Genomic DNA, 24,385 nt, shown 5'->3' with positions numbered 1-24,385 from the left:
TTCCTCCTCTAACAAAATATCTTATCTACACATACTAAACTCATCATCTATTATACATAATACACTGGAAAATTCATCCTTCAATTAATGTGAAGTATTGGACATTTTTTGCACCTGCTTGCATTAAAACATCTGCAGCATGCTGTAATGTGGTTCCTGTAGTTTTTATATCGTCAAATAGAAGGTAATCTTTATGCTCTACATTTGCGCCCTCCTTTAAACGAAATAGCGGAGCTGCACGTAAGCGCTGTTCTCTATTTTTGGAGCCTTGTGTTTCTGTTGTGGTCTTTTCGAGCAGCTGAATATAGGGTATATTTGCTGCCTTTAATAATTCATTAGTATGAGAGAAAGTACGCTCCTGTTGTTTGAGGGGATGCATAGGAATTGGTAGAATCATGGCTTTTTCTTTATAGAAACGGGCATACAGCTCCTGCCGAAATACTTTTGCCAGAGCTACATCTTGTAGGAATTTAAATTGGTGTAAATAGTCTTTCATAGCCTCATTATATTGATAGAGTGCTGTAATGGACTGTGAATGCTCAAAGCGAGCAGTGCATCTTGTACATATAGTTGGAGTAAATCGCTTTATTAATAGCGTTTTCCAAGTAACTGAGGTTTTTAATAGCTGTGAGCATAATAAGCAATGCGATTCTGTTTTATTCATACCGGAAATCCTTTCTTATTATAAAAGAGGATTTTCGCACATGCCTCATCCATCTCTGTCGTAATGCCATGGTGAAAGAATACGATGTCCCCATTTGGATATGGATTATTTCGTCCAACTCGTCCAGCAATTTGAATGAGTGCACTTGCGGTAAATAAGGAGGATTCTGCCCCAATAACCGCCACCTGCACATTACTAATGGTGATACCTCTTTCTAATATGGTGGTTGTTAAAAGTCCGGGTACTTCATTATTTCGGAGCATCTCTACTTTCTCTTTCCGATCTGGATCTTCTGCATGCACAGCAAGGATATTTTCATTTACTAGCTGAAATAGAGGCGCTGCTTTATGCATGAGGGCGATAGTAGGGAAAAATAGTAAGAATGGTTCCTTTCCTTCAAGGCGTTCTTCCGTCCATTTTTTTAACTTTTTAGGGATTTTTCCATGTTTGAAGCTTTTATTGTACCCCCATAAAGCACGAAACTGAGGAACTGGTAATGGATGATTGTGAAAGCGTTTAGGGATGAAGGAATAGCTTTCATGTTGGAAGGCATTGAGTAATTTCTGTGATGGCGTTGCTGTAACAAATACGATAGGTGCCTCTTCCTTTTTGGCCTTTGTCACTGCTCTTTGTAGAGTTTCATCTATAGTATAAGGAAAAGCATCTGCCTCATCTACGATCATGACATCAAATGTGCTTTCAAATCGGTAGAGCTGATGAGTTGTGGCAATAATAAGCTGGCCATAAGCATTTTGCTTCGTTACCCCACCATATAATGCATGAATAACTGTCTTAGGGAATGCTTGTTGAAAGCGTGGATATAGCTCTAATACTACATCCGTGCGCGGTGTAGCAATACAAACACGCAAACCCCGTTTTAATGCATCATGGACAGTTGGAAAAAGCAACTCCGTTTTTCCTGCCCCACATACAGCATGAATAAGATGGGAGCGTTTTGCTTGTACACTTGCTAGCATTTCACTTGCAGCCTGCTGTTGGAGTTTTGTCAACTGCCCTGCCCACTTTAATGTATGCTTTCTCATTTTGATTACTTGAGGGCCTGTCCACATCATCAATTGCGTACAGCTACTCACCCTGCCCATTCGAATACAATGTCGACAATATAAACATTGCTGCTGACATTTTGAACAATCGAATATCGTGAATAAATGTAGGTCTATATTGTGGCAACGATTGCATTTGGTGACGGGCGTCAATTCAATTCCTTCTATTATACGGAAGTAATTTTGCTTAATTGCTCGATCAGTATCTATAGTTGAAAATGGAGAATGATGCTTTAACCAAATACGTCCTTCATGGAAATCCCGTAAAGCTGGTGGTAATAGCCAACCTTTGTATCTCAAAATGCTCTCTCCTTTCATAGAAAAAAGCCTCTACAATTTCGTAGAGACCTTCATCGATTACGTTTATTTTTTGGTCCAACCTAAGCCCATTGATCCTTCTCCTAAATGAGTACCAATAACAGGACCAAAATAGCTTAATTTAAAATTGACGTTCGGGTACGTTGCGGCTAATTGTTCTAGCCATTCTTGCGCTTCTGCTGGGCAATTGCCGTGAATGACCACAGCATCCATGGCATCATATTTTTTAGCATCCTCTGCTAGCAGTTCCTCCGCACGCTTTAAAGCTTTTTTACGTGTTCGGATTTTTTCGAAAGGAACAATTACCTTGTCCACAAAATGAAGGACAGGCTTCACTTGTAAAAGGCCACCGATTAAGGCTGCCGCAGAAGACAAACGCCCACCACGTTGTAAATGTGCTAAGTCGTCTACAATGAAGTAAGCACGAATATACTGCTGCATGTCCGCCAATGCTGCAAGTATTTCTTTGGCTGAATAGCCCTCTTTCGCCATTTCAGCTGCTCTTAAAACGTAAAAGCCTTGAACAGCACAGGATATTTCACTGTCAAAGGTATACACATCAATACCTTCCACCATTTCACCTGCCTGCACTGCACCTTGGTATGTTCCACTAATTCCACTCGATAGATGGATAGAAATAACCTCATCGTAATCCTTTGCTAGCTCATCGAAAAGAGCGACAAATTCTCCGATTGGAGGCTGTGTTGTTTTGGGGAATTCTTTGGCACCACGCACCTTATCATAAAATTCAGATGCTGTGATATCTACTTCTTCTGCAAATAATTGGCCTGAAATATTAACACTTAAAGGTATCATATGGATATTTAAGCGTGCACGTTCCTCAGCTGTATTATATGCAGTACTATCTGTTACGATTGCCGTCCTCATCTATGTCCACTCTCCTATGATTCATAGTTTACAATCTATTTCATCTTGGTGCAATTGTTGTTGGGTTTCTCACAGATTTTGAATGAAAACAAAAAAGAAATGAATGTGATGAAGGACGAACGTATATTTTACGTTTGGTCATTCGACAATGAGCTAGTAGCTAACTAGCCTCCATTTCACATTCATTTCCTATGTATAGTAGGCGTATCTTCACTCAATTCTATGTTGAATGAAGATCGCTCCTCTTAATTGCCTGTACTTGACTGTGAGTCATCGCCAATATAAAAGACGCTTGTTACTTTCCAATCATCATCTTCTTTGACAAAGACCGTTACCTGTCGTCCTGCGCTTTCATGCTCAACATTTGTTTCGAGTTGAAGAGAATGCATTTTCATATTGGCAAATACTTGAGCTTCTTCTGACCCGTATTTGGCAATCGTTACATTTTCGACGTCACGCTTTATATCAAATTGATCGAACACTTCCGTTGCATATGTTTTTTCTTCATCATATTTAAAACCCTTTGGATTTTTCGAAATCGTTTTCATATAGCGGTCGATTTCCTCCGCATTTAGGGCTGCAATATATTCATCGAAAGAAGCTAAAATAGCTTTTTCATCTGCTGCTGGTACGTTTTCTGCTTTTTCTACATTACCGCCCATCATCTCAAAGCCAACGGTACCATCCTCTATTACCTTTTCTCGATCGTCATCACTAATCTTTTCTTCTTTATTACCACATGCAGTTAAAGTGAATACAAATAAAATTAAAACTGCTAGAAAACTTTTCTTTAACATCACAAAACCTCCCGCGCATATTGTAGCATATAAATGCTGTCGTAGGAATTTTGTTGTGCTTTTTCAACATTTAGGTGCTACATCTTCCTTATGACGCATTCGGTAGTAAAATGTTGCATGATCTGACAGTTTCCATATTTAATACCTACTAACAGGACGAAAGAGCAATGTTACAAATTTGTGAAAGGCGATCCAATATCTTTAACAGGCCATTCAAATAGTTACTAAAAAACAATAAAAAACTGTTTTAAAAACTACTTCTATACAAAGTAGCTTTTAAAAACAGTTTTAATCATTATCGTACTTCAACCCAACCATTTTTAATGGCTGTTACAACGGCTTGTGTACGGTCATTCACATTCATTTTTTGTAAGATGCTTGATACATGGTTTTTAACTGTTTTTTCAGAGATAAACAGTGTCTCACCAATTGTACGGTTTGATTGACCATCTGTTAATAGCTGTAATACTTCACATTCACGTTTTGTTAGTAAATGGAATGGACGGCGAATTTCCGTTTGATGAAAGTTACCTTTATTTTCGTGTTCTGAAAGTCTCTTGAACTCTGCCACTAAATTTTTTGTTACTTTTGGATGTAAGTAAGATCCACCATTTGCAACAACTTTAATAGCCTCCACGATTTCATCTGCATCCATTTCTTTTAGCATATAGCCAAGAGCGCCTGATTTTAATGCATGTGTCACATATGTTTCATCATCATGGATGGACAGCATAATGACCTTCGCATCAGGAAATTCATTAATTAACTCCGATGTTGCTTCTACGCCATTTTTGCCTGGCATGTTAATATCCATCAGTACTACATCTGGTTCGTTTTCAGCGTATAACGTCACCACATCAGTACCATCATCACCTTCTGCTACTACGTCAAACGTATCTTCAAAATCTAAAATACGTTTTACTCCTTCACGGAATAGCTGGTGATCGTCTACAATAATAATCTTTGTCATTTGTCTTTACCCCCTAAATTTCTGCAACAGTTACTTTACTTCTAACGGAATTTTAAATAACACCGTTGTACCTCGGTTGATTTCACTAGTAATAGTAATTGTACCATTTAAAATTTCAATTCGTTCTTTCATTCCTAAAATCCCAAAGGAATGATCTTTCACTACTTGTTGGTCAAAGCCTATACCATCATCTTTCACAACGATATTAACAGCATTTTTTAACCACTCAAGCTTTACCCAAATGTCTTTACATTTTCCATGCTTCATGGCATTTGTTACGCACTCTTGCACTAGTCGGAAAATGGATACTTCGTAATTGGAAGGTATACGTTTTTCTGTACTTCTCGATTGGAAATGAATGTCGACACCTGGATTATATTCAGTGACTGTTGATAAATACTTCTTTAATGTCGGAATAATTCCCAAATCATCAAGTGCCATTGGTCGTAGATCATAAATAATACGTCGCACCTCAGATAATGCGTTTCGCACCGTTTTCTTTAAATCAGCAATTTCTGCTAATGCATTTTCTATGCCTTTTTCACGATACGTTCTATCTATTAAATCAGTGCGCATTAGTACATTTGCAAGCATTTGAGCAGGTCCATCATGAATCTCTCTGGACAAACGCTTACGCTCCTCTTCTTGAGCTGCAATAATACGTATCCCAAAATCTTGCTTCATTTTTGCTTGTTCAAGCGCTAAACCAACATTTTTTAAATCTGAAGTTAAGTAATTCAAAACGACATTTACCTGATTGACAATATGATCAGCACGTTCAATCGTATCGAGTAATCCTCTTAATCTTCTCTCTAGATCATCTCTTTTATCGCGTAGCTGTTTTTCTTGCGTTCTAATAACGGAGAGCTTTACTTGAAAATCATGTGCAGTTTCATATGCTTCTCTAACTTGTTCTTCGGTATAATTATCAAAAGCTTTACTTACTAAGACAAGTCTTTGTTTAGCAAGCTGCGTACTTTTTTCCAATGCATCGCCTTCATCAATTACAATTGATATTTGTTTTCGAACAATTTCTAGCTCTTTTTGCATATCTTCAAAGCTTCTACGGCTTTGTTCGCTTATAATAAAGATATCATCCTTCGAGCTCATGATTGTATCTAACATTCGATTAAAAATGTCATCAAGCGACTTTAAATCGAAGGTATCATTTGAAAACATACTATACTCCCCAGTCTAATGTCTTATGATTACTTACTATTTTAATAGACCAAATTCTTATATTCCATAGTCTACACCTATTATAGCATTACCATGCTAAAATTTAATGCTTTTTCTTTACGAAAATTATAGAATAGAACTCTAGTTAAAAGGAGATTGATACGGATGAGAGAAAACTATTTAACAGTAAAAGGATATGGCGAAAGCGAAATTGTTATTTCTAAATCCCGCTTTCTCACTTATATAGAACGTGCAGAAACGGAAGAGGATGCAATTTCTTTTATAGATCGTATAAAAAAAATGCATCACAACGCAACACATAATTGCTCAGCCTATATAATCGGCGAACATGATAACATTCAAAAAGCGAATGATGACGGGGAACCTAGCGGTACGGCTGGCGTCCCTATGTTAGAGGTCTTAAAAAAGCAAGGCCTAAAAGATACGGTCGTCGTTGTGACTCGGTATTTTGGAGGCATTAAACTCGGCGGTGGCGGTCTTATACGTGCATACGGAAAAGCAACAACAGAAGGTCTTATTGCCGCGCAAGTAGTTGAGCGCAAGCTCCATCATTTCATGAAGGTTGCCATTGATTACACATGGCTTGGAAAAGTCGAAAACGAAGTAAGAGGTTCGTCCTATTCGTTAGAGGACATCCGTTATTTAGAGGGTGTCGAAATCATCGTCTCTGTGCTAAAAGAAGAAGAGGAACAGTTCCGAAGCTGGATGACAGAAATCACGAATGGACAAGCATCCATCACATTCGAAGATGCTCAATTTATAGAATTTATTGTCAAATAAATAGTTTTAATTGTCGAAACTAAATATGCATAGTATAATTTTTTTGTTAGGCTATTTTTATGGACCACACGTTTACTTCTTTAGTAATTGAATAAAATTTAGCTTTATCGCATTATTATTCCCAATAATAAGAGGAGAATATATCCATTATGAAAAAAAGATCTGTTAATAAGTTCAAAAAGAGATCTTCTAAAGCTTCCTTAATTATAAAAGTTACACTACTCCTAGTTGCTAGCTTAGTGATTTGTGTTACTGCTTATGGTGTTTACCTTACAAAACAGGTAGAGCATGCGGCAAACTCAGCCCATGAAGTATTAGAAGGTCGGGAAGTTTCTAAGCTCCGTGAGGAAAAAGTAGAACCGGTACATGATAATGTTTCTATTTTATTTGTCGGAGTTGATGATAGTGATAATCGTGGACAAGGTTCTGATCATTCACGTTCTGATGCCCTTATTTTAGCAACGTTAAATAATAAAACACATACCATTAAAATGTTAAGTATCCCTCGTGATTCTTACGTTTATATTCCTAAGGTCGGTTATAAAGATAAAATCACTCATGCTCACGCGATGGGTGGAACCCTTACTACGATTGAAACAGTAGAACAATTATTCGATATCCCAATCGACTACTATGTACGTATGAACTTCAATGCCTTCATTGATGTTGTCGATGCTTTAGGCGGTGTTGAAGCAGAAGTACCGTATGCCCTACACGAATTAGACGAATTTGATAAGTTTACAATCAATTTACAGCCAGGACTACAGCATTTAAATGGTAGTGAGGCACTGGCTCTTGCAAGAACACGTAAACAAGATAGCGATATCGAACGTGGTAAACGTCAACAGGAAATTCTTTCAGCTATAATTAAAAAAGTAGCATCTGTTGGTTCCATTACAAAGTATGATGATGTGATTAAAGCACTTGGTGATAATATGAAAACAGATATGACATTTACTGAAATGAAGTCCTTCTTGTCATACTTATCAAAAGGCGCTCCACGTATCGATGCTTTAACTTTGGAAGGTACAGATGATATGTCTACTGGTATTTATTATTACCAGCTAAATCAGGATTCTGTGGAAGAAACAAAGGAAATATTTAAAAACCATCTTGGCCGAAATGAAGAATCATCAAGCCTAACATCAAGTGGTAGCAGCAATACAGGAACTGATAGTGCTGCTAGCGATGAAAATTCAGTTGTCGAATAATCAGTTCGTATAACAATAAGACCCTTCAGACCATAGACAAAATTTTGTCTATGGTCTTTTTTTCTTCCAATCAAGGTCATTTTTAGTTTATCTCTCCTTCACTTTTCCATACGCCATAATGACCATACGAGCAGATTTATAGATGTTGCTTCTTTTCCCTTTAATGCGCTACTTTAAACAGCTCTCATCTCAGTTAGTGATAACAACCAACTCACCCCCATAATAAGCATATGCATTGCAAATCAACGATTTAGTTCTCTCGTCTCATTTATATGACTCCCTTATCAACTATCAACTTCAACCATTGTCCTCATAGCTTCCTGCCATGCTCAAAGTCGAAATTCTAGGCTGAACGAAAAGAGTGAAGCAGTTCGACCTAAATCCGCCGTAGTGAAAATCAAAAAAAGACTAAAGACAAACTCAACTTTTTTGAGTGTGTCTTTAGTCTTTAGTATTTAACAAAGCTCTATTTACTAAAGCTTCGTACAAAATTCAACAATGGTTTGTAGTTTTTACCAGCAAGCCCGATAATTTCTACAAATATTTCAATGGCTGTTAGGATGACAGCGACAAGTAAAATGGCTCCCCATACTTTTGCCATTGAGAAAATAATAGCTGCTAGCCCAAACATCACGGCAATTCCGTAAATAAGAAGTACCGTTTGACGATGTGTGAAGCCCATATCCAGTAAACGATGGTGTAAGTGGGATTTATCTGGATCAGACCATTTCTTCTTCATACGAACACGACGAACAATCGCAAAGAACGTATCAGAAATCGGTACACCAAGAATAATAATTGGGATGATTAAAGAAACGAACGTAACATTTTTAAAACCAAGTAGCGCTAGTACAGAAATCATAAATCCAAGGAATAGTGCTCCTGTATCACCCATAAAGATTTTAGCTGGGTGGAAGTTATAAAATAAAAAGCCAAGTGAAGCTACAGCTAAAATGGCTGCTATCGCTAAAACAAACATATTACTCATAATAAATGCCATGACTGCTAATGTAATCAGCGCTATCGTGGAAACACCCGCCGCTAGACCATCTAAGCCATCAATTAAATTTACTGCATTTGTTATCCCGACAATCCAAATGATTGTTAATGGAATACTTAGTAAACCAAAATCTAATGTTCCTAAAAACGGTAAGTTTACCATATCGATTTGAATGCCGCCTACAAAAACAATAATGAGTGCAGCACCTAGCTGCCCTACCATTTTTGCTTTAGCAGAAATCTCTCGCATATCATCAACAACGCCTGTCGCAACTATAATACAAGCACCAATAATAATTGCTATTAAATAATCGCTATTGCCATTTTTAGTATGAATTAAATACGAATATAAAATCGTTACACCAATTATAAATGCAAGGAAAATAGCCAAACCACCAAGTCTTGGCATAATTCGAGCATGTACTTTTCGATAGTTTGGTGCATCCACTGCACCTATTCTAAACGCTAAACGTTTCACTAATGGAGTTAACAAAATGGATGCAACGAATGCTGCTATTAAAGACACGTAAATCATGTCTCTCCTCCTCAAAAAAATAATCTACATTGAAATCCAAATTGATTATAGCACGAACAAGCTTTGAAATATACTTTTTCTAAACATTTTCCACGATTTCACAAATATTTTGTACATTTTAGCATTCATAGATTCCTATATAGTCAATTGTAGTCACCATAAGTAAAATTTGATAGAATAATGGTGTGTCTAGCATTTAGGCAACATTAAAGGAGCGTATATTTCATGTTCTCAATTTTCAAAAGTAACAAAGAGCAAACGAGTGCTCGTCAATTAAAACGCTACTACAAAATAGTAGATCAAATTAATAATCTTGAAGAAAAGTATGTTGATAAGTCAGATGCTGAATTACGAGAAATGACTTTTATTTTCAAAAATCAATTAGAACAAGGTGAGCCTATTACATCGATCATCCCAGACGCATTTGCTGTTGTACGCGAAGCCTCAAAGCGTGTATTAGGAATGCGTCATTTTGATGTGCAGCTTATCGGTGGTCTAGTGTTAACAGAAGGTAATATTGCTGAAATGCCTACAGGTGAAGGTAAAACATTAGTTGCATCTCTTCCCTCTTATGTACGTGCATTAGAAGGTAAAGGCGTTCATGTCATTACTGTAAATGATTACCTAGCAAAACGTGACTTTGAGCTTGTTGGTCAAATCCATCGTTTCCTTGGCCTAACTGTTGGTTTAAATATTCCGATGATGGAAGCTGCTGAGAAAAAAGAAGCCTATAATGCAGATATTACATATGGTGTTGGTACTGAATTTGGTTTCGACTATTTACGGGACAATATGTCCTATAGCTTAGCAGATAAAGTACAGCGTCCTTATCATTTCGCCATTATTGATGAAGTGGATAGTGTATTAATCGATGAAGCTAAAACACCACTAATTATCGCTGGTAAAATGCCTTCAAATGATGAATTACATCGCATCGCAGCTATGTTAGCTAAACGTTTCAAAAAAGATGAAGATTATGATTTCGATGATGAAACAAAAGCTACTTCCCTAACAGATAAAGGTATTGAAAAGATTGAGGCTGCTTTCAATGTTGAAAATCTGTATGATTTAGAACATCAAACACTTTTCCATTACGTCATCCAAGCGGTACGAGCTCATGTCATGTTTAAACGTGATGTAGATTACATTGTCAAAGATGACAAAATCGAGCTTGTCGATATGTTCACTGGCCGTATTTTAGAAGGTCGTTCACTTTCTGACGGTTTACATCAAGCAATTGAAGCCAAAGAAGGCGTCACGATTACGGATGAAAATAAATCACAAGCACAGATTACCATTCAGAACTATTTCCGTATGTATCCGAAGCTTTCTGGGATGACGGGTACAGCGAAAACACAGGAAAAAGAAATTCGAGAAGTATATGGCATGGAAGTTATACAAATTCCAACAAATCGTCCACGTCAACGTGTCGATCAGCCTGATATTATTTTTAGCACACAAGAGGCAAAATATAAGTATGTGGCAGCTGAAACTAAAAAACGCCACGATAAAGGTCAGCCTATTTTAATTGGTACAACATCAATCTTACAGTCTGAAACAGTGGCGGACTACCTGAAAAAAGAAAAATTAACATTCCAATTACTGAATGCCAAAACCGTTGAGCAAGAGGTTGAGCTTATTTCGCAGGCAGGTCAAAAAGGTCGTATTACTGTAGCGACAAATATGGCTGGCCGTGGTACGGATATCGTGCTAGGTGACGATGTTCACGAACTTGGTGGTTTATATGTCATTGGTACCGAAAAGCATGAAAGCCGCCGTGTAGATAATCAGCTTCGTGGCCGTTCTGGCCGTCAAGGTGACATAGGCGAAAGCTGCTTCATTCTCTCTATTGAAGATGATATGTTCCGACGCTACGCAAAAGAAGAAGTTGAAAAATTCTCTGCCAAAATGGTCGTTGATGAACAAGGCATTATTCAAAATAAAGAGGTTCAGGAGCTAATAGACCGCACACAGCGCATAGTCGAAGGATCTCAATATGGCATGCGTGAATATAACCTAAAGTTAGACGATGTTATTAATGATCAACGTACTGTACTTTACGGACTACGAGACAAAATTTTAGCTGGTGGAGACTTAATGGGCGAGCTGAAAAAAATGCTCCATGAAACAATTGACTTCGCAGTGCTAGATGCTGCACCGGAGGATTTATCCACAATGGAATGGGATTATGATCGAATGGAGCATGCACTTAACTCCCTATTTATCACACCGGTTACAATCGATCGTGAGGTTGGTAAAGTAAAACAAATTTTAGCTGATATTCAGCCTTCTGAACAAGAGCTGCTCGATCATATGGAGAAATTTGCGGAAAATGAAAGAGTCATAGAGGTTCTGCCACAAATTATGCTTAGCTACATCGATAGTGGCTGGGTAAGACATTTAGAGGCAATGACGCATTTAAAAGAAGGGATCGGCTTACGTCATTATCAACAAGAAGACCCAATGCGAATTTACCAACGAGAAGGACTTGAGTTATTTGGTAAAAATTTCCAAGAACTACGTCGTTCTATTATAATAGAAATTACAGGCTTCATGAAAACAGTTGAGGCACAACAGGAGGAACAATAATGGGTTTATTTTCATTTTTTAAAAAATCGGACAAGGTTGGTCAAGAAAATACGATTGACTCTAAAGACCTGCTAGGAAATGCTACAACAAAGAAAGGTGATAACCGTGATGTGGTAACAAAACTGTCCTTTCATCCAGAATGGGATGTGCCTCAGGAGCAAAAATACATCTTTAACTTCCTTGCTAATGAGTTAGAACCATTGAAACCGAATCAATTATCACTATCTTCTATTAGTATTGAAGAGGCTCGTGCTGGAAAATGGCTCGTTCGTGCATTTTTCCGCTCTTCTTTACCACAAGCAATTGAGCTAGGTGAAATTGAACTTTTCATTTTAGATAAAGATGAAGAGCTTATTGCATCTAAAAAATTCGATTTTAAAGCATTAGGAACAATTCCAGCAGAAAGTGCTCGTCCATGGGTTTTTGAATTTGAAAAATCTACCATTAAAGTAGACGAAGTTCCTGAAGATGGCTGGAAAATTGCCTTTAACCTTGTATCCCTTCGTGGTCACCAATTAGAGCTTGACCCATCATGGGAAAAGCAATTGCCAGCAGCTCAAAAAGAAGAGCTTGAGAAAATCGTTAAAACATTACCAGAGCTAGGTGAAACTGAGGTAAACTTTACAGGCTTACAGGCAAAACTAGCTGACAACGGTAATCTAAACGTATCCATCTTTATCCGCAATGGTCACAATAAAGCGATCAATCTAGAGCAATTACCTTTAGAAATTATTGATTCAACAGGTAAGCAAATTGCAAAGGGTTCTTTTAAAATGGATCCAATATTAACTGTTCAACCAAACTCAACAAAGCCATGGACATTTATCTTCCCAGCAGATCTTGTTGACGCAGAAGACGCAGATCTTTCTCGTTGGACAGCACGTGTAACGCAATAACAAAAAGCCCCTCTCTCTAAAAAAAGAGGGGCTTCAGACTGTAGACAAACTCAAAAAATTTGAGAGTTTGCCTACAGTCTTTTTTCTTTTACAATGAAATAAAGTAAAGCCGTTGATTTCCACTACGGGCGGACGCTTTCCGCGGGCGGGGTCGAGCTGCTTCCCTCGCTTCGCTCAGTCCAGGATCTCGACTTTCCCGCTTTTCCCACAGGAGTCGCCGCCCTTCGTTCCAATCATCTTCTACATAAAGAACTCCTTATTCATATGTTGATAAAAAGTAAACTTCTGATGTGAACAACCATGATGACGAAGAATCAAATCAATGAACGTGAACAATTAGAAATGTTAACAATAGACCAATTAGTTCCCAACAATCATTTAGTGCGAAAACTAGAGGCTGCTATTGATTTTTCATTTATCTATCCATTAGTAGAAAACCTTTACTCTGCTAATAGGCGTCCTAATATTGATCCTGTTGTTCTCTTTAAAATGACGTTTATTCAGTACGTTTTTGGTATTCGATCCATGCGTCAAACGATCAAAGAAATTGAAACGAATATGGCGTATCGCTGGTTTCTAGGATTTGGTTTCCATACAGAAGTCCCGCATTTCTCTACCTTCGGTAAAAATTATGCCCGTCGCTTTCAAGACACCGATATATTTGAACAGATTTTCTATCGTATATTAAAAGAAATTATGCATCAAGGACTCCTCCATGCAGACCATTTATTTATTGATTCTACGCATGTAAAAGCGAGTGCGAATAAACGAAAGTATGATAAAAAGGTTGTCCGAAAAGAAACACGGGCTTATGAAGAGAAACTTCAAATAGAGTTAAATATGGATCGTGAGGAACACGGAAAAAAGCCTTTTCCCCGGAGAAGTTTGAAAAAGAAGAATGGAAAGAAATAAAGGAAAGCACGACAGACCCTGAAAGCGGATATTACGTGAAGGATGAACGTACGAAGCAGTTTGCATATTCCTTCCATGCTGCGACAGATGAAAAAGGCTTTGTCTTAAGTGCCATTGTGACTCCGGGAAATGTGCACAATAGCCATGTATTACAGCCACTTGTAGAAAAGGTCATTCAAAACGTTCAAAAACCATTAGCTGTTGCGGCAGATGCAGCCTATAAAACACCAGCGATTACGAACTTTTTGTTAAAGAATCAAATGTTGCCTGTTCTTCCGTATACACGTTCTAAAACGAAAGATTGATTCTTCCGAAAGCACGAGTATACATATGACGAGCACTATAATTGTTATCTTTGCCCACAAGGGCAGATATTGAATTATGCGACAACGACGAGGGAAGGATATCGCCAATATAAATCGAATCCTTTAATTTGTGCGAAGTGTCCAAGCCTTTCCCAATGTACAGAAAGTAAGCATCATCAAAAACTCATTCAACGTCATATTTGGAAGTCTTATGTGGAGGAAGCTGAACATTTACGCCATGCCTATGACATCAAACAGATTTATGCAAAGCGCAAAGAAACAATTGAGCGTGTCTTTGCGGATGCGATGGACAACCTTAAGAGGTCTTAAAAATTGTCCATGCAGGCGATGCTTACTTTTGCTGCCATGAATTTAAAGAAACTGGCTACTTGGACGTGGCAGGCAACTTAAAAGAGTTTTTATGCTTGTAGAGTATGTTTAAACGGGTAGAAAATCACCATTTTTAAACATATTCATAGACGAAAAAAAGACAAAAGGAATCGAGTGTGAATTCTCGATTCCTTTTGTCGACAGTCTGAAGCCCCTCTCTCTCTAAAAGAGGGGCTTTTCAATTTCTCACTAAACAAGTGATTTCCACCTTAGCAGAAATCGCTTGTTTTTTATTTCACACTATCAAACCGTTTATAGGCTACTAGTTTAGATGACCAGTAAGGATACGTAACATCTGATATTTCTACGCCATCCGTACCCGCATGGACAAATTTATTATCACCAAGATAAATTCCCATATGAGAAATGCCTTCTTTATACGTGTTCTCGAAGAATACTAAATCGCCAGGCACTGGATTTTGTACAGATGTTGTATTGCCATTAAAATACCCTTCACTACTTGCTCTGCCTATTTTTAAACCGCCCTGATTAAAGGCATAGAAAATAAAGCCACTGCAGTCAAGGCCTACCGGAGTATTTCCTCCATATAGATATGGTGTACCAACCAATGTATGCGCTACTTCTACTGTTTTCTTATAAATAGCTTGTCCATTAGTTGTAGGATCATTTGATGTTACATTTGATGGTGTACCCGCATCTGATGTCACATTATTATGTATCGAATCGCCCTCGGGAATGACTGCGCCTGGAGATATTTTTAACACTTGTCCAATGTAGATTGTGTCTTTCTCAAGCTTATTCCAATTCATAATATCCTTAATTGTCACATTATATTGCTTAGCAATTTTCGATAATGTATCACCTTTCGCTACCGTATGAGAAGTAGTCGTTGGCTTTGTGGATGCTGATGGGACTGACGGCTTTTTACTATCACTCGTTGCTTGCTTTTGAATGTCAAGCTGTTGAGCTACATAAATCGTATCTTTCGAGAGATTATTCCATTTCATAATATCTGCAATCGTTACTTGATGATTTTGGGCGATTTTAGATAATGTATCGCCTTTTTGTACAGTATATGTTGCAGCCTCTGCAGTTTGTAGAGTTAAAAATGAAGTGGCTAAAGTGCTTAAAACAAGAATTCTCCATTTTTTTGTTTTTTGCATACCAAAGTGCCTCCGTTCGTGCTAGAATATTTCCTTGTGTGTCTATCATACTAGATAATTATAGTATGAAAAATCGGAAATACTGACTATTTTTCAAACATTTTATCAAACTTATAGAAAACGACGAAATCCGACTATATTACAATAATATATTCGTTGCAAGATTTTGGTTCCTATGATAACATACACATCTGTATTTAAAATTTTTAGAAAGTTTTAGCTTTTCAATCTTAAAGGAGTTTTTATACTTATGAAAAACATCATGCATTTCATCAAAGGAAATTTAGCAGTAGGATTACTACTATTTGCCTTATTCTTGGGTGCTGGGAATATTATTTTTCCACCGTTATTAGGTCAGCAGGCAGGTGAAAATATCACAGTAGCTATGATTGGTTTCCTTATAACAGGTGTCGGTTTACCACTATTAGCTATCGTAGCTGTCGCCAAAGCAGGAGGCGATTTACAACTGCTCGCCAATCGTGTTAGTCCCGCTTTTGGTATACTCTTTACCTCTATTGTATATTTAGCAATTGGACCATTCTTTGCCGTACCACGAACTGGATCAGTGTCCTATGAAATTGGCATTGCCCCTTTTCTTCCAGAAGTTATGAAGGACCATTGGGCACCGCTTTTCATTACATCTATTTTGTTTTTTGCCTTAATTCTTTATTTATCCATTAACCCTTCGAAGCTTGTCGATCGAGTAGGAAAAATATTAACCCCTGCCCTGCTTCTTGTCATTTTATTGCTAGCAGTCAAAAGCTTTATTTCTCCAATGGGAGAGCCAGGGGAAGCGGCAGGAAACTATATTAGCTCCCCATTTGCTGAAGGATTTGTCCAAGGTTACTTAACAATGGATGTTCTGAGCGCACTTGTTTTCGGTATCGTTATTTTACAAGCATTACGCGATATGGGAATGAAGGATAAAAAAAAGCAAGTGAATACAACTATATTTGCTGGTGTTGTTGCAGCCATTGGTTTATCTTTTGTTTATATCTCACTTGGTCATATCGGTAATACAAGTATTACTGCCATTGGTACTTCTGCTAATGGTGGAGATATTATTGCAAAATCAGCTGAAGTACTTTTTGGAAGTCTAGGAAGTATTATTTTGTCTGCGACTATTTTACTAGCTTGTATTTCAACAGCTGTTGGTTTACTAACTGCCAACGCACAATTTTTCCATAAGTTATTCCCAAAAATATCTTACAAAACATTCTTAATCGTATTTACTATTTTTAGTACAGCCATTACGAATGTGGGACTTTCAACAATTATTAATGCCTCTCTGCCTGTGCTGTTAATCATTTATCCTATAGCAATGGTATTGATGGTACTATCATTAGCGGATCATTTCTTTAAAGGTGGACAAATTGTTTATATTTTAGCGTTAATCCCTACTTTCCTTGTCAGCCTATATGATGGCTTAAAACAAATGAAAGTTGAAATCACTTCCTATGAAAATATTCTTCAAGCATTGCCATTGTATGACCAAAACTTAGGATGGCTTGTACCTGCCATTGTCGGCGCATTCATCGGTTTTATTATTCACAAACTTATGAACAACAACCAAGCCTCGGCCTAATGGACATTATATCTTCAACGAGAATCTGCTTGCTATACAAGGCTAGCAGATTCTTTTTCTATTATTAAATTCATCCACTATTTCTACCGTTCATGTATAATAAAAACTAGATACTCAACTGTAAAATGTATCCATCCACTATCTAGAAGGACTATGCATTCCTACTTTGAGTGCTAGAAAAGAGGTGTCCAATGAAAAAATTAATATGGTCGTTCGTATTTATACTAGGCTTCTTTCTCCTACCGTTAACGTCTACTCAGGCAGCTAGTCAGGAACAATCGTTAGTAAGAGAAATAAAGGAAATAATTCAGAATACGTATGTAGGGACGATCAACGGAAACTTAGAGAAGGCCACATCCATTGCAGAAATTATTGATATGCTAGATCCTTACTCCACCTATTTTACAAAACAAGAATTCGAGGATTATATGAATAGCATCAATCTTTCAACCATCGGCATTGGTGTTGTTATTGAAGAACATGAAGATGGTATTCATATTTTACAAGTAATTGAAGGCAGTGGTGCATTTGATGCAGGTTTACAGGCTGGAGATATCATTATTGCTATAAATGGTGAATCTATTATTGGTCGTTCTACACAGGAAACCTCTTCTCTCTTAACGGGGCATGAAGGTAGTCAGGTGAAAGTGACACTTAAACATAGAAATGAAACGACGACTACGAAAACCATTACACGAAAAAAATTCACATTACCAAATGTACAATCTGAATTATTGTTTGGACAGGTTGGCTATATTTCACTTGCTTCATTTTCAGAAGATGGTGCTCAGCTTGTCAAAAAAGCGCTGATTGACTTAAAAAAGAGCGGTGCCAAATCGTTTATCTTAGATTTACAAAATAATGGTGGCGGTTATGTTACAACAGCAGAAGAACTTACAGGACTATTTCCATCAGCAAAAGTTGCTTATCTATTAGAGGAAGCACATTCCTCTTATACAATACCAGCTGTTAAGCAAAATACTAAATTTCCAGTTAATACACGTATTTTAGTCAATCGTTATAGCGCTAGTGCCTCTGAAATGCTTTCTGCATCACTAAAAGATCAGAAGGCCGCTATTTTATACGGTGAAACAACTTACGGAAAGGGCGCTATGCAAGGTTTTTATATGCTCCATGATGGAAGCTACTTAAAATTAACTGTCGGCAAATTTACAGGACCCCTGCAGCAGACTATTCATGAAGTAGGTGTCAAGCCTAATATTCAAACAACATCAGCTCCTATTTTCCAGGCGCATTTTGATGCCATTAAGGAGCAATATCCTAAATATAAAAAGCTTTTAATTGCGAAAACTGCTGCCATTCAAACAGAAAAATTAACGGTGAAACTACCACCAACACTTATTTCACAAATTGATAAGGAGCATATTCAGCTTATTGCTTTAGGAGCAGACGAAGTAGTAGCAACTACTAAAGTCGAAGGGCAAACATTAATTGTTACCCCAACGAGTCCTTTATCACTCAATCAGGAATATATGCTACTCATTCATCCGAATAAGCAAAGCAAAGTACAAAAAGGTTATTATCAACATATAAAGTTTGAAAATTAAGAAAAATCCTCTCATCGATCTACATTACGATTGATGAGAGGATTTTTGTTTTATTTCTTCGGTTTTCCAAAAATATAATTGTACAATATCGTTCGCTAGTTCGGCAGGCAATCTTTTTTGCTCCAGTAAATTGGTTAATATCAGTCTCTCCATCGATCCAACTAAAGAATCTATTAAAATTTTAATATCCACACGATAACGTTGTAGGTCCTTGTCACAATCATGAAGATAAATAAGATGAATCAATTGTTGCGTTAACTGAGATTTTACTAAAAAAGCCTGCTTAGATTCTATAAAGCCAATTTTTGATAGCTTCGGATTTTCGATTATATAGAAGAATAAATTTGACAGTTTTTGTTCTAAAATCGAAATAAATGCTTCTAATCCATTCGCCACACTATCAGAGGATTTGCTATTCATCACTTCAAAAAAACCATTCTGAAATTGTATATTCAAATCATTATAAAGCGCATCCTTGCTTTTAAAGTATAAATAAAAAGTAGGCTGTGTTAGATTAGCAGCCTTCACAATATCACTAATTTTTGTATGGTGATATCCTTTATCTGAAAATAGCTCTATCGCTTTTTCAAGTAATAGTTGTTTGCTTCGTTCTCCATTCGAATTAAATTTTCTACCTCTTGCCATACTTTCCACCTTATCTTAGTTTATAGTCGCCCTAATCCCTTAGCATCATTAATAGACACACTATTCTTAATCAAAAGTAACTAAATTTCCATAACAAGTACATATTTTATTCATGATTATACTCCATTGTATTATAATACACCTTCTAAATATTTACTATAAATGATAGATTTATGATCACACTAAAAAAGTGTATATTTTATAACGAATTACCAAAACACCACAAATACCCACTTCGAAAAGTTATTTCAATATATTTATAAAGAAAGCATTCAACTTGTTTCTTTTCTCTTTTAGATTGGTCTAAACATACACGCCAGCATCCAATAACTTGCTAAAATTATTTTAAAAAACTCCTTCAAATAAAATAGCACTTCTGTTTTAAGACAAAAATTTTAACATAAAACAAAACTACTATTTTGAAAAGTCCTTTTTTTTGAAAAAATATTTTTTATGGCCATTTCAAAATTTAAAAAGTCAATTGTGCCAATAGTTTACGCCCTCAGTCTTCCGCGCAAAAATTTTTTTTCTAAAAATCATACCATTTTACTTTTCGAAAAAAGTGTTATAATCGCCAAGAATTTAAAATTTTCAATTTTGGAGGCATATAAATGGTACTACGTGATTTTTTCATTTACTTATCAGAGAACAAAATATTAAATAGCGCTGCACAAAAATATGGTCTAAAGATGGGTGCTCAAAGTGTTGTGGCAGGCACTAGCTTACCAGAAGTTGTACAATCCATTAGAGAATTAAACAAAGCCAATATTTCTTGTACAGTCGACAATCTTGGAGAGTTCGTTTATGAGAAATCAGAGGCAACTGCTGCAAAAAATAATATTTTAGCTGTTGTTCAAGCTATTCACGATGAGCAACTAGATGCTCATATTTCACTTAAACCTTCCCAATTAGGTTTAGACATTGATTACGCATTTTGCTATGAAAACTTAAAAGAGATCGTAGAGCTTGCACATCAATACAATATTTTCGTGAACTTCGATATGGAAAATTACGAGCGTTTACACAGCTCTTTTGAATTACTAGAGGAATTACACAAAGAATTTGATAATGTAGGGACAGTTATTCAAGCTTACTTCTTCGAGTCAGAAGAAAATATTGAAAAGTACCAAAACTTCCGTTTACGTATTGTAAAAGGTGCCTACAAAGAACCAGAAAGTGTAGCCTATCAATCAAAAGGTGATATCGACCGTAACTATTTGAAGCTCATTGAACATCATTTACTACATGGTAAATTTACTTCTATCGCTACGCATGACCACAATGTGATTAATCATGTGAAGCAATTCGTTAAACAACATAACGTTCCAAACGAAAAATTTGAATTCCAAATGCTATATGGTTTCCGTAAAGAAATGCAGTTAGATCTTGCACGTGAAGGCTATAATTTCTGCACATACCTACCATTTGGTAACGACTGGTACGGTTACTTTATGCGCCGTTTAGCAGAACGCCCACAAAACGTAGCACTTGTGACAAAACAAGTGTTTAACAAAAAAACAAACCTAGCAATTGGCTTAGGTGCAGCAGCATTCGCCCTTGGTCGCCTTTCAAAAAAAGGAAAATAATAGTTGAGGCAAGTGACTACCCAGCAATTTGATAGTGCTATCCATCAGTTTCGGTATCCTATCCGTCAGTTCGACTTTGCTATCCGTCACTCTACCCAAGCTATCCAAAAAAGCGAAAACATTGTTAATCAATGTTTTCGCTTTTTTTATTGAGCTTATAGTTTTTTACGCGATATTGTAAGCTTTGTCGACGAATTCCTAATGCAGCTGCAGTTTTGGAAATATTTCCTTGGTGAAAGTCTAAAGCCTTCGAAATATAATATTCCTCCACCTCTTTCATGTAGACATCTAATGGTCGAATATCTTGCTGATTTTTAATGACAAACAAATCACTTGTTGATACTTCATTTTCTGCTTCCTCACAGGTGCTTTGGATTTTCCATTTAAAATGAACTGGTAGCATATGGGATTCAACGATAGTTTCGTTGGTAATTAGTGAGGTGATCTCATCCAGCAGTACTTCTAATTCCTTTAAATTTCCTGGCCAATCATATTTCAAAAACGTCTCTTGCACTTCTTCCGAAAGACCTTGGATTGTTGAGCCAAAGCTGTCCCGATGTCTTTTGAAGTAATCATCAATAAACGGCATCATATCTTCTTTTCTTTCACGTAAAGGCGGTACATAAATCGTGATTCCAGAAAATAAGCGGTAAAGTTTTTTAGACAGCTCCTGCTTTTGAATTAAATCTATAGGGTCTTTGCCAACACTAGCAATTAAAACATGCTGATGATTTGGATGATTGTTGAAAAGCTCGACAATCTTTTCTTGGGCTTCGAGTGATAAATATTCGATGCGTTCAGCAAAAAAAGTAATTCTCTCTTTTTCAACAATGTATTTTTCAAATTGATTCAACACTGTTTGCTCATCTCGGCGGCAAATTAGAGCGATAAACATATCATTTTGCACCTTTAGATCATGATGAATACCCTCTGCAACCATATCGATTCCTGTGCCTGACTCCCCAATTAACACAACAGGCATTCTGCTCAATGCAACAATTTTTGCCTTTTCGATGACATCCTTCATGACTGCGGAAACAGCCGTAATAATATCAAACGTTAGCGGTGCACCATATCTTCTTAATGGCTGATACATCATATATTCAAGCTGCGTAATATCTCGCGCAAATTCCACGGCCCCTATTAACACACCCTCATAGTGCAACGGATAAATATTGCTTATGTAGGTCACTTCTTGATTTTTTTTATTCCAATACGTTTTTTTGACGTGTAGAACTGGCGTTTCAGAACTTAGGACTTTAAAGATATCGCTCTTTTCGATTTCGAAATCAATGATTTCTATCGCTCGCCTCTCCTCATATTCGTCCTCATTCACGCCCTCCAGTTCTCGCATTTTTTTATTGTATATGAGCAACTTGCCTTCAGTATCGACAACGCAAATTCCCATATCACCTTTTTCAATGACGTATTTATAAATACTTAGTAGTACATTATTATCCATCTTGTCCTCCTGTATTCCATTAAGCTTATTCTAACACCAATACGAAAAACAGATGCAAAAATTAAAAAAGTTTTAAAATTTGAGTTGATTAATGCCAAATTATATTGCATTATATAAATAACAAAATCTTTAAAGGTGCATAATCATTTGGCACCCTTTATCCAGGGGAGGAAACAGATATGATTCCATACAAACACGAACCATTCACAGATTTTTCACAAGAGGCAAACTACAATGCTTATGTAGAAGCTATAAAAAAAGTTGAAGGTTATTTAGGTCAAGACTACCCACTTATTATCGGTGGTGAGCGTATTACAACTGAAGATAAAATCGTTTCGTATAACCCTGCAAAGAAAACTGAAGTTATTGGCCGTGTGTCAAAAGCGAGCAAAGATTTAGCTGAAAAAGCTATGCAAGCAGCAGATGAAACATTCAAAACTTGGAAAAAAGTTGATCCAGCTATTCGTGCTGATGTTCTTTTCAAAGCAGCCGCTATTATTCGTCGTCGTAAACACGAATTCTCAGCATTATTAACAAAAGAAGCAGGGAAACCATGGGCAGAGGCTGATGCAGATACAGCAGAAGCAATCGACTTCTTAGAATACTATGGTCGCCAAATGCTACGTATTAAAAACGGTCAACCAGTAGAAAGCCGTCCAGGTGAATACAACCGTTATGACTATATTCCACTAGGAATTGGTATCGTCATCTCACCTTGGAACTTCCCATTTGCGATCATGGCTGGTACAACAGTAGCTGCTTTAGTAACAGGTAACACAGTATTACTAAAACCAGCTTCTACAACACCAGTAGTGGCGTATAAATTTATTGAAGTATTAGAAGAAGCAGGTCTTCCAGCAGGAGCTGTTAACTTTGTACCAGGTTCTGGTGCTGAAGTGGGCGACTATTTAGTGGATCACCCAAAAACTCGTTTCATCAGCTTCACAGGTTCACGTGATGTTGGCTTACGTATTAACCAACGTGCATCTGTCCTAAATGATGGTCAAATTTGGATCAAACGCGTAATCGCTGAAATGGGCGGTAAAGATACAATCGTTGTCGATAAAGAAGCAGATCTTGAATTAGCTGCACAATCAATCGTGAAATCAGCCTTTGGTTTCTCTGGTCAAAAATGTTCAGCATGTTCTCGTGCTGTTATCGTAGAAGATGTGTATGACCAAGTGGTGAACCGTGTAGAAGAGTTAACAAACGCTTTAACAGTTGGAGATCCAACAGATTTCAGCAACTTCATGGCAACGGTTATTGACCAAGCAGCATTCAATAAAATTACGGAATACATCGAAATCGGTAAAGGCGAAGGTCGTTTAGTAGCTGGTGGTACAGCTGACGATTCAGTAGGTTACTTCGTACAACCAACCGTATTCGCTGACGTAGAGCCCTCTGCACGTATTATGAAAGAAGAAATTTTCGGACCAGTAGTAGCGATCGCAAAAGCAAAAGATTTCGATCAAGCAATTGAAATTGCTAACGATACAGAATACGGTTTAACAGGTGCTGTCATTACGACAAACCGCGTAAACTTAGAAAAAGCACGTGAAGAATTCCATGTTGGAAACCTTTACTTCAACCGTGGCTGTACAGGTGCGATTGTTGGCTACCAACCATTTGGTGGTTTCAACATGTCAGGTACAGACTCAAAAGCTGGTGGCCCAGACTACCTACAACTTCACATGCAAGCAAAAACAACTTCAGAAATGCTATAATATTTCCCATTATAAATGCCGTACATGTTTTCTTATGTACGGCATTTTTTCATCGTTTATCTCAAACGTATATATAATAGAAGAAACTCATGTGAATATCGATTCACTTCCCTCATAGATTCCTCTTTTACTTTCTCTACATGCGCCAAAAGGATACTTTTCTCCTATAATAC

Annotated in this window: 18 protein-coding genes and 1 pseudogene; 9 read left to right on the top strand and 10 right to left on the bottom strand. The window is 37.1% G+C overall.

Annotated elements, in window-relative coordinates; all coding sequences use genetic code 11:
- Positions 1 to 73: 73 nt before the first annotated feature.
- The 6 genes from AC1Q6O_RS01770 to AC1Q6O_RS01745 form a co-directional block, all read right to left on the bottom strand.
- Entirely contained in the window at positions 74 to 664 is a 591-nt protein-coding gene (locus AC1Q6O_RS01770) for a ComF family protein (RefSeq protein WP_239354190.1), read from the bottom strand.
- On the bottom strand, positions 661 to 2,046 hold the full coding sequence (locus AC1Q6O_RS01765; protein ID WP_239354188.1) for an ATP-dependent helicase ComFA: 1,386 nt from the start codon (positions 2,044 to 2,046) through the stop codon (positions 661 to 663). The genes AC1Q6O_RS01770 and AC1Q6O_RS01765 overlap by 4 nt, the downstream gene beginning before the upstream one ends.
- Before the next feature lie 45 nt (positions 2,047 to 2,091).
- Complete coding sequence (locus tag AC1Q6O_RS01760) at positions 2,092 to 2,934, bottom strand: DegV family protein (RefSeq protein WP_144788499.1); 843 nt, start codon at positions 2,932 to 2,934, stop codon at positions 2,092 to 2,094.
- Between the two features lie 245 nt (positions 2,935 to 3,179).
- Positions 3,180 to 3,731, bottom strand: a complete 552-nt coding sequence (locus tag AC1Q6O_RS01755) for a DUF3225 domain-containing protein (RefSeq protein WP_008178872.1) — start codon at positions 3,729 to 3,731, stop codon at positions 3,180 to 3,182.
- Positions 3,732 to 4,026: 295 nt separating this feature from the next.
- A complete protein-coding gene (locus tag AC1Q6O_RS01750; RefSeq protein WP_008178876.1) occupies positions 4,027 to 4,701 on the bottom strand; it encodes a response regulator transcription factor in 675 nt (224 codons plus the stop codon).
- Positions 4,702 to 4,731: 30 nt separating this feature from the next.
- Positions 4,732 to 5,880 carry a sensor histidine kinase gene (locus tag AC1Q6O_RS01745; RefSeq protein ID WP_008178877.1) on the bottom strand — a complete coding sequence of 383 codons (1,149 nt, stop codon included), beginning with the start codon at positions 5,878 to 5,880 and terminating at the stop codon, positions 4,732 to 4,734.
- A gap of 165 nt (positions 5,881 to 6,045) precedes the next feature.
- Between AC1Q6O_RS01745 and AC1Q6O_RS01740 the strand changes: the two genes are divergently transcribed.
- Together AC1Q6O_RS01740 and AC1Q6O_RS01735 are read left to right on the top strand one after the other, a co-directional pair.
- The gene (locus AC1Q6O_RS01740; RefSeq protein WP_069480059.1) at positions 6,046 to 6,681 is read left to right on the top strand and encodes a YigZ family protein; all 636 of its coding nucleotides are present in this window, start codon (positions 6,046 to 6,048) and stop codon (positions 6,679 to 6,681) included.
- Between the two features lie 149 nt (positions 6,682 to 6,830).
- Entirely contained in the window at positions 6,831 to 7,892 is a 1,062-nt protein-coding gene (locus AC1Q6O_RS01735) for an LCP family protein (RefSeq protein WP_107921598.1), read from the top strand.
- A gap of 466 nt (positions 7,893 to 8,358) precedes the next feature.
- On the opposite strand, the gene AC1Q6O_RS01730 is transcribed toward AC1Q6O_RS01735, so the two are convergent.
- Positions 8,359 to 9,426, bottom strand: coding sequence for a glycosyltransferase family 4 protein (locus AC1Q6O_RS01730; protein WP_008178880.1), 1,068 nt, complete (start codon positions 9,424 to 9,426; stop codon positions 8,359 to 8,361).
- Between the two features lie 225 nt (positions 9,427 to 9,651).
- On the opposite strand from AC1Q6O_RS01730, the gene secA2 reads away from it, so the two are divergent.
- From secA2 to AC1Q6O_RS01715, 3 genes and pseudogenes are all read left to right on the top strand, one after another.
- On the top strand, positions 9,652 to 12,015 hold the full coding sequence (gene secA2 / locus AC1Q6O_RS01725; protein ID WP_492400889.1) for an accessory Sec system translocase SecA2: 2,364 nt from the start codon (positions 9,652 to 9,654) through the stop codon (positions 12,013 to 12,015).
- Entirely contained in the window at positions 12,015 to 12,911 is an 897-nt protein-coding gene (locus AC1Q6O_RS01720) for an accessory Sec system S-layer assembly protein (RefSeq protein WP_036147111.1), read from the top strand. The genes secA2 and AC1Q6O_RS01720 overlap by 1 nt, the downstream gene beginning before the upstream one ends.
- A 300-nt stretch (positions 12,912 to 13,211) precedes the next feature.
- Positions 13,212 to 14,539, top strand: a pseudogene (locus tag AC1Q6O_RS01715) (IS1182 family transposase).
- A gap of 209 nt (positions 14,540 to 14,748) precedes the next feature.
- Here the strand turns inward: AC1Q6O_RS01715 and AC1Q6O_RS01710 are convergent.
- Complete coding sequence (locus tag AC1Q6O_RS01710; RefSeq protein WP_090003135.1) at positions 14,749 to 15,642, bottom strand: C40 family peptidase; 894 nt, start codon at positions 15,640 to 15,642, stop codon at positions 14,749 to 14,751.
- Between the two features lie 250 nt (positions 15,643 to 15,892).
- Here AC1Q6O_RS01710 and brnQ point away from each other — a divergent pair, with 250 nt between their 5' ends.
- Positions 15,893 to 17,227: a branched-chain amino acid transport system II carrier protein gene (gene brnQ, locus AC1Q6O_RS01705; protein ID WP_089986780.1), complete on the top strand. Its 1,335-nt coding sequence runs from the start codon at positions 15,893 to 15,895 to the stop codon at positions 17,225 to 17,227.
- Positions 17,228 to 17,418: 191 nt separating this feature from the next.
- Positions 17,419 to 18,795 (top strand): S41 family peptidase, encoded by a 1,377-nt coding sequence (locus tag AC1Q6O_RS01700; protein WP_089986781.1) that lies wholly within the window; start codon positions 17,419 to 17,421, stop codon positions 18,793 to 18,795.
- 24 nt (positions 18,796 to 18,819) lie between these two features.
- Here AC1Q6O_RS01700 and AC1Q6O_RS01695 read toward each other — a convergent pair whose 3' ends face one another.
- Positions 18,820 to 19,440, bottom strand: coding sequence for a TetR/AcrR family transcriptional regulator (locus AC1Q6O_RS01695; protein ID WP_089986782.1), 621 nt, complete (start codon positions 19,438 to 19,440; stop codon positions 18,820 to 18,822).
- 611 nt (positions 19,441 to 20,051) lie between these two features.
- On the opposite strand from AC1Q6O_RS01695, the gene AC1Q6O_RS01690 reads away from it, so the two are divergent.
- Entirely contained in the window at positions 20,052 to 21,026 is a 975-nt protein-coding gene (locus AC1Q6O_RS01690; RefSeq protein ID WP_008181796.1) for a proline dehydrogenase family protein, read from the top strand.
- A gap of 124 nt (positions 21,027 to 21,150) precedes the next feature.
- On the opposite strand, the gene AC1Q6O_RS01685 is transcribed toward AC1Q6O_RS01690, so the two are convergent.
- Positions 21,151 to 22,488 carry an AAA-type ATPase lid domain-containing protein gene (locus AC1Q6O_RS01685; RefSeq protein WP_089986784.1) on the bottom strand — a complete coding sequence of 446 codons (1,338 nt, stop codon included), beginning with the start codon at positions 22,486 to 22,488 and terminating at the stop codon, positions 21,151 to 21,153.
- A gap of 179 nt (positions 22,489 to 22,667) precedes the next feature.
- Here AC1Q6O_RS01685 and pruA point away from each other — a divergent pair, with 179 nt between their 5' ends.
- Positions 22,668 to 24,212, top strand: coding sequence for an L-glutamate gamma-semialdehyde dehydrogenase (pruA, locus tag AC1Q6O_RS01680; protein ID WP_036123130.1), 1,545 nt, complete (start codon positions 22,668 to 22,670; stop codon positions 24,210 to 24,212).
- Positions 24,213 to 24,385 lie beyond the last annotated feature (173 nt).

The sequence above is a fragment of the Lysinibacillus sp. GW823-FHT06C08 genome, from assembly GCF_058795135.1.
This window is presented reverse-complemented; position numbering and strand designations above follow the sequence as displayed.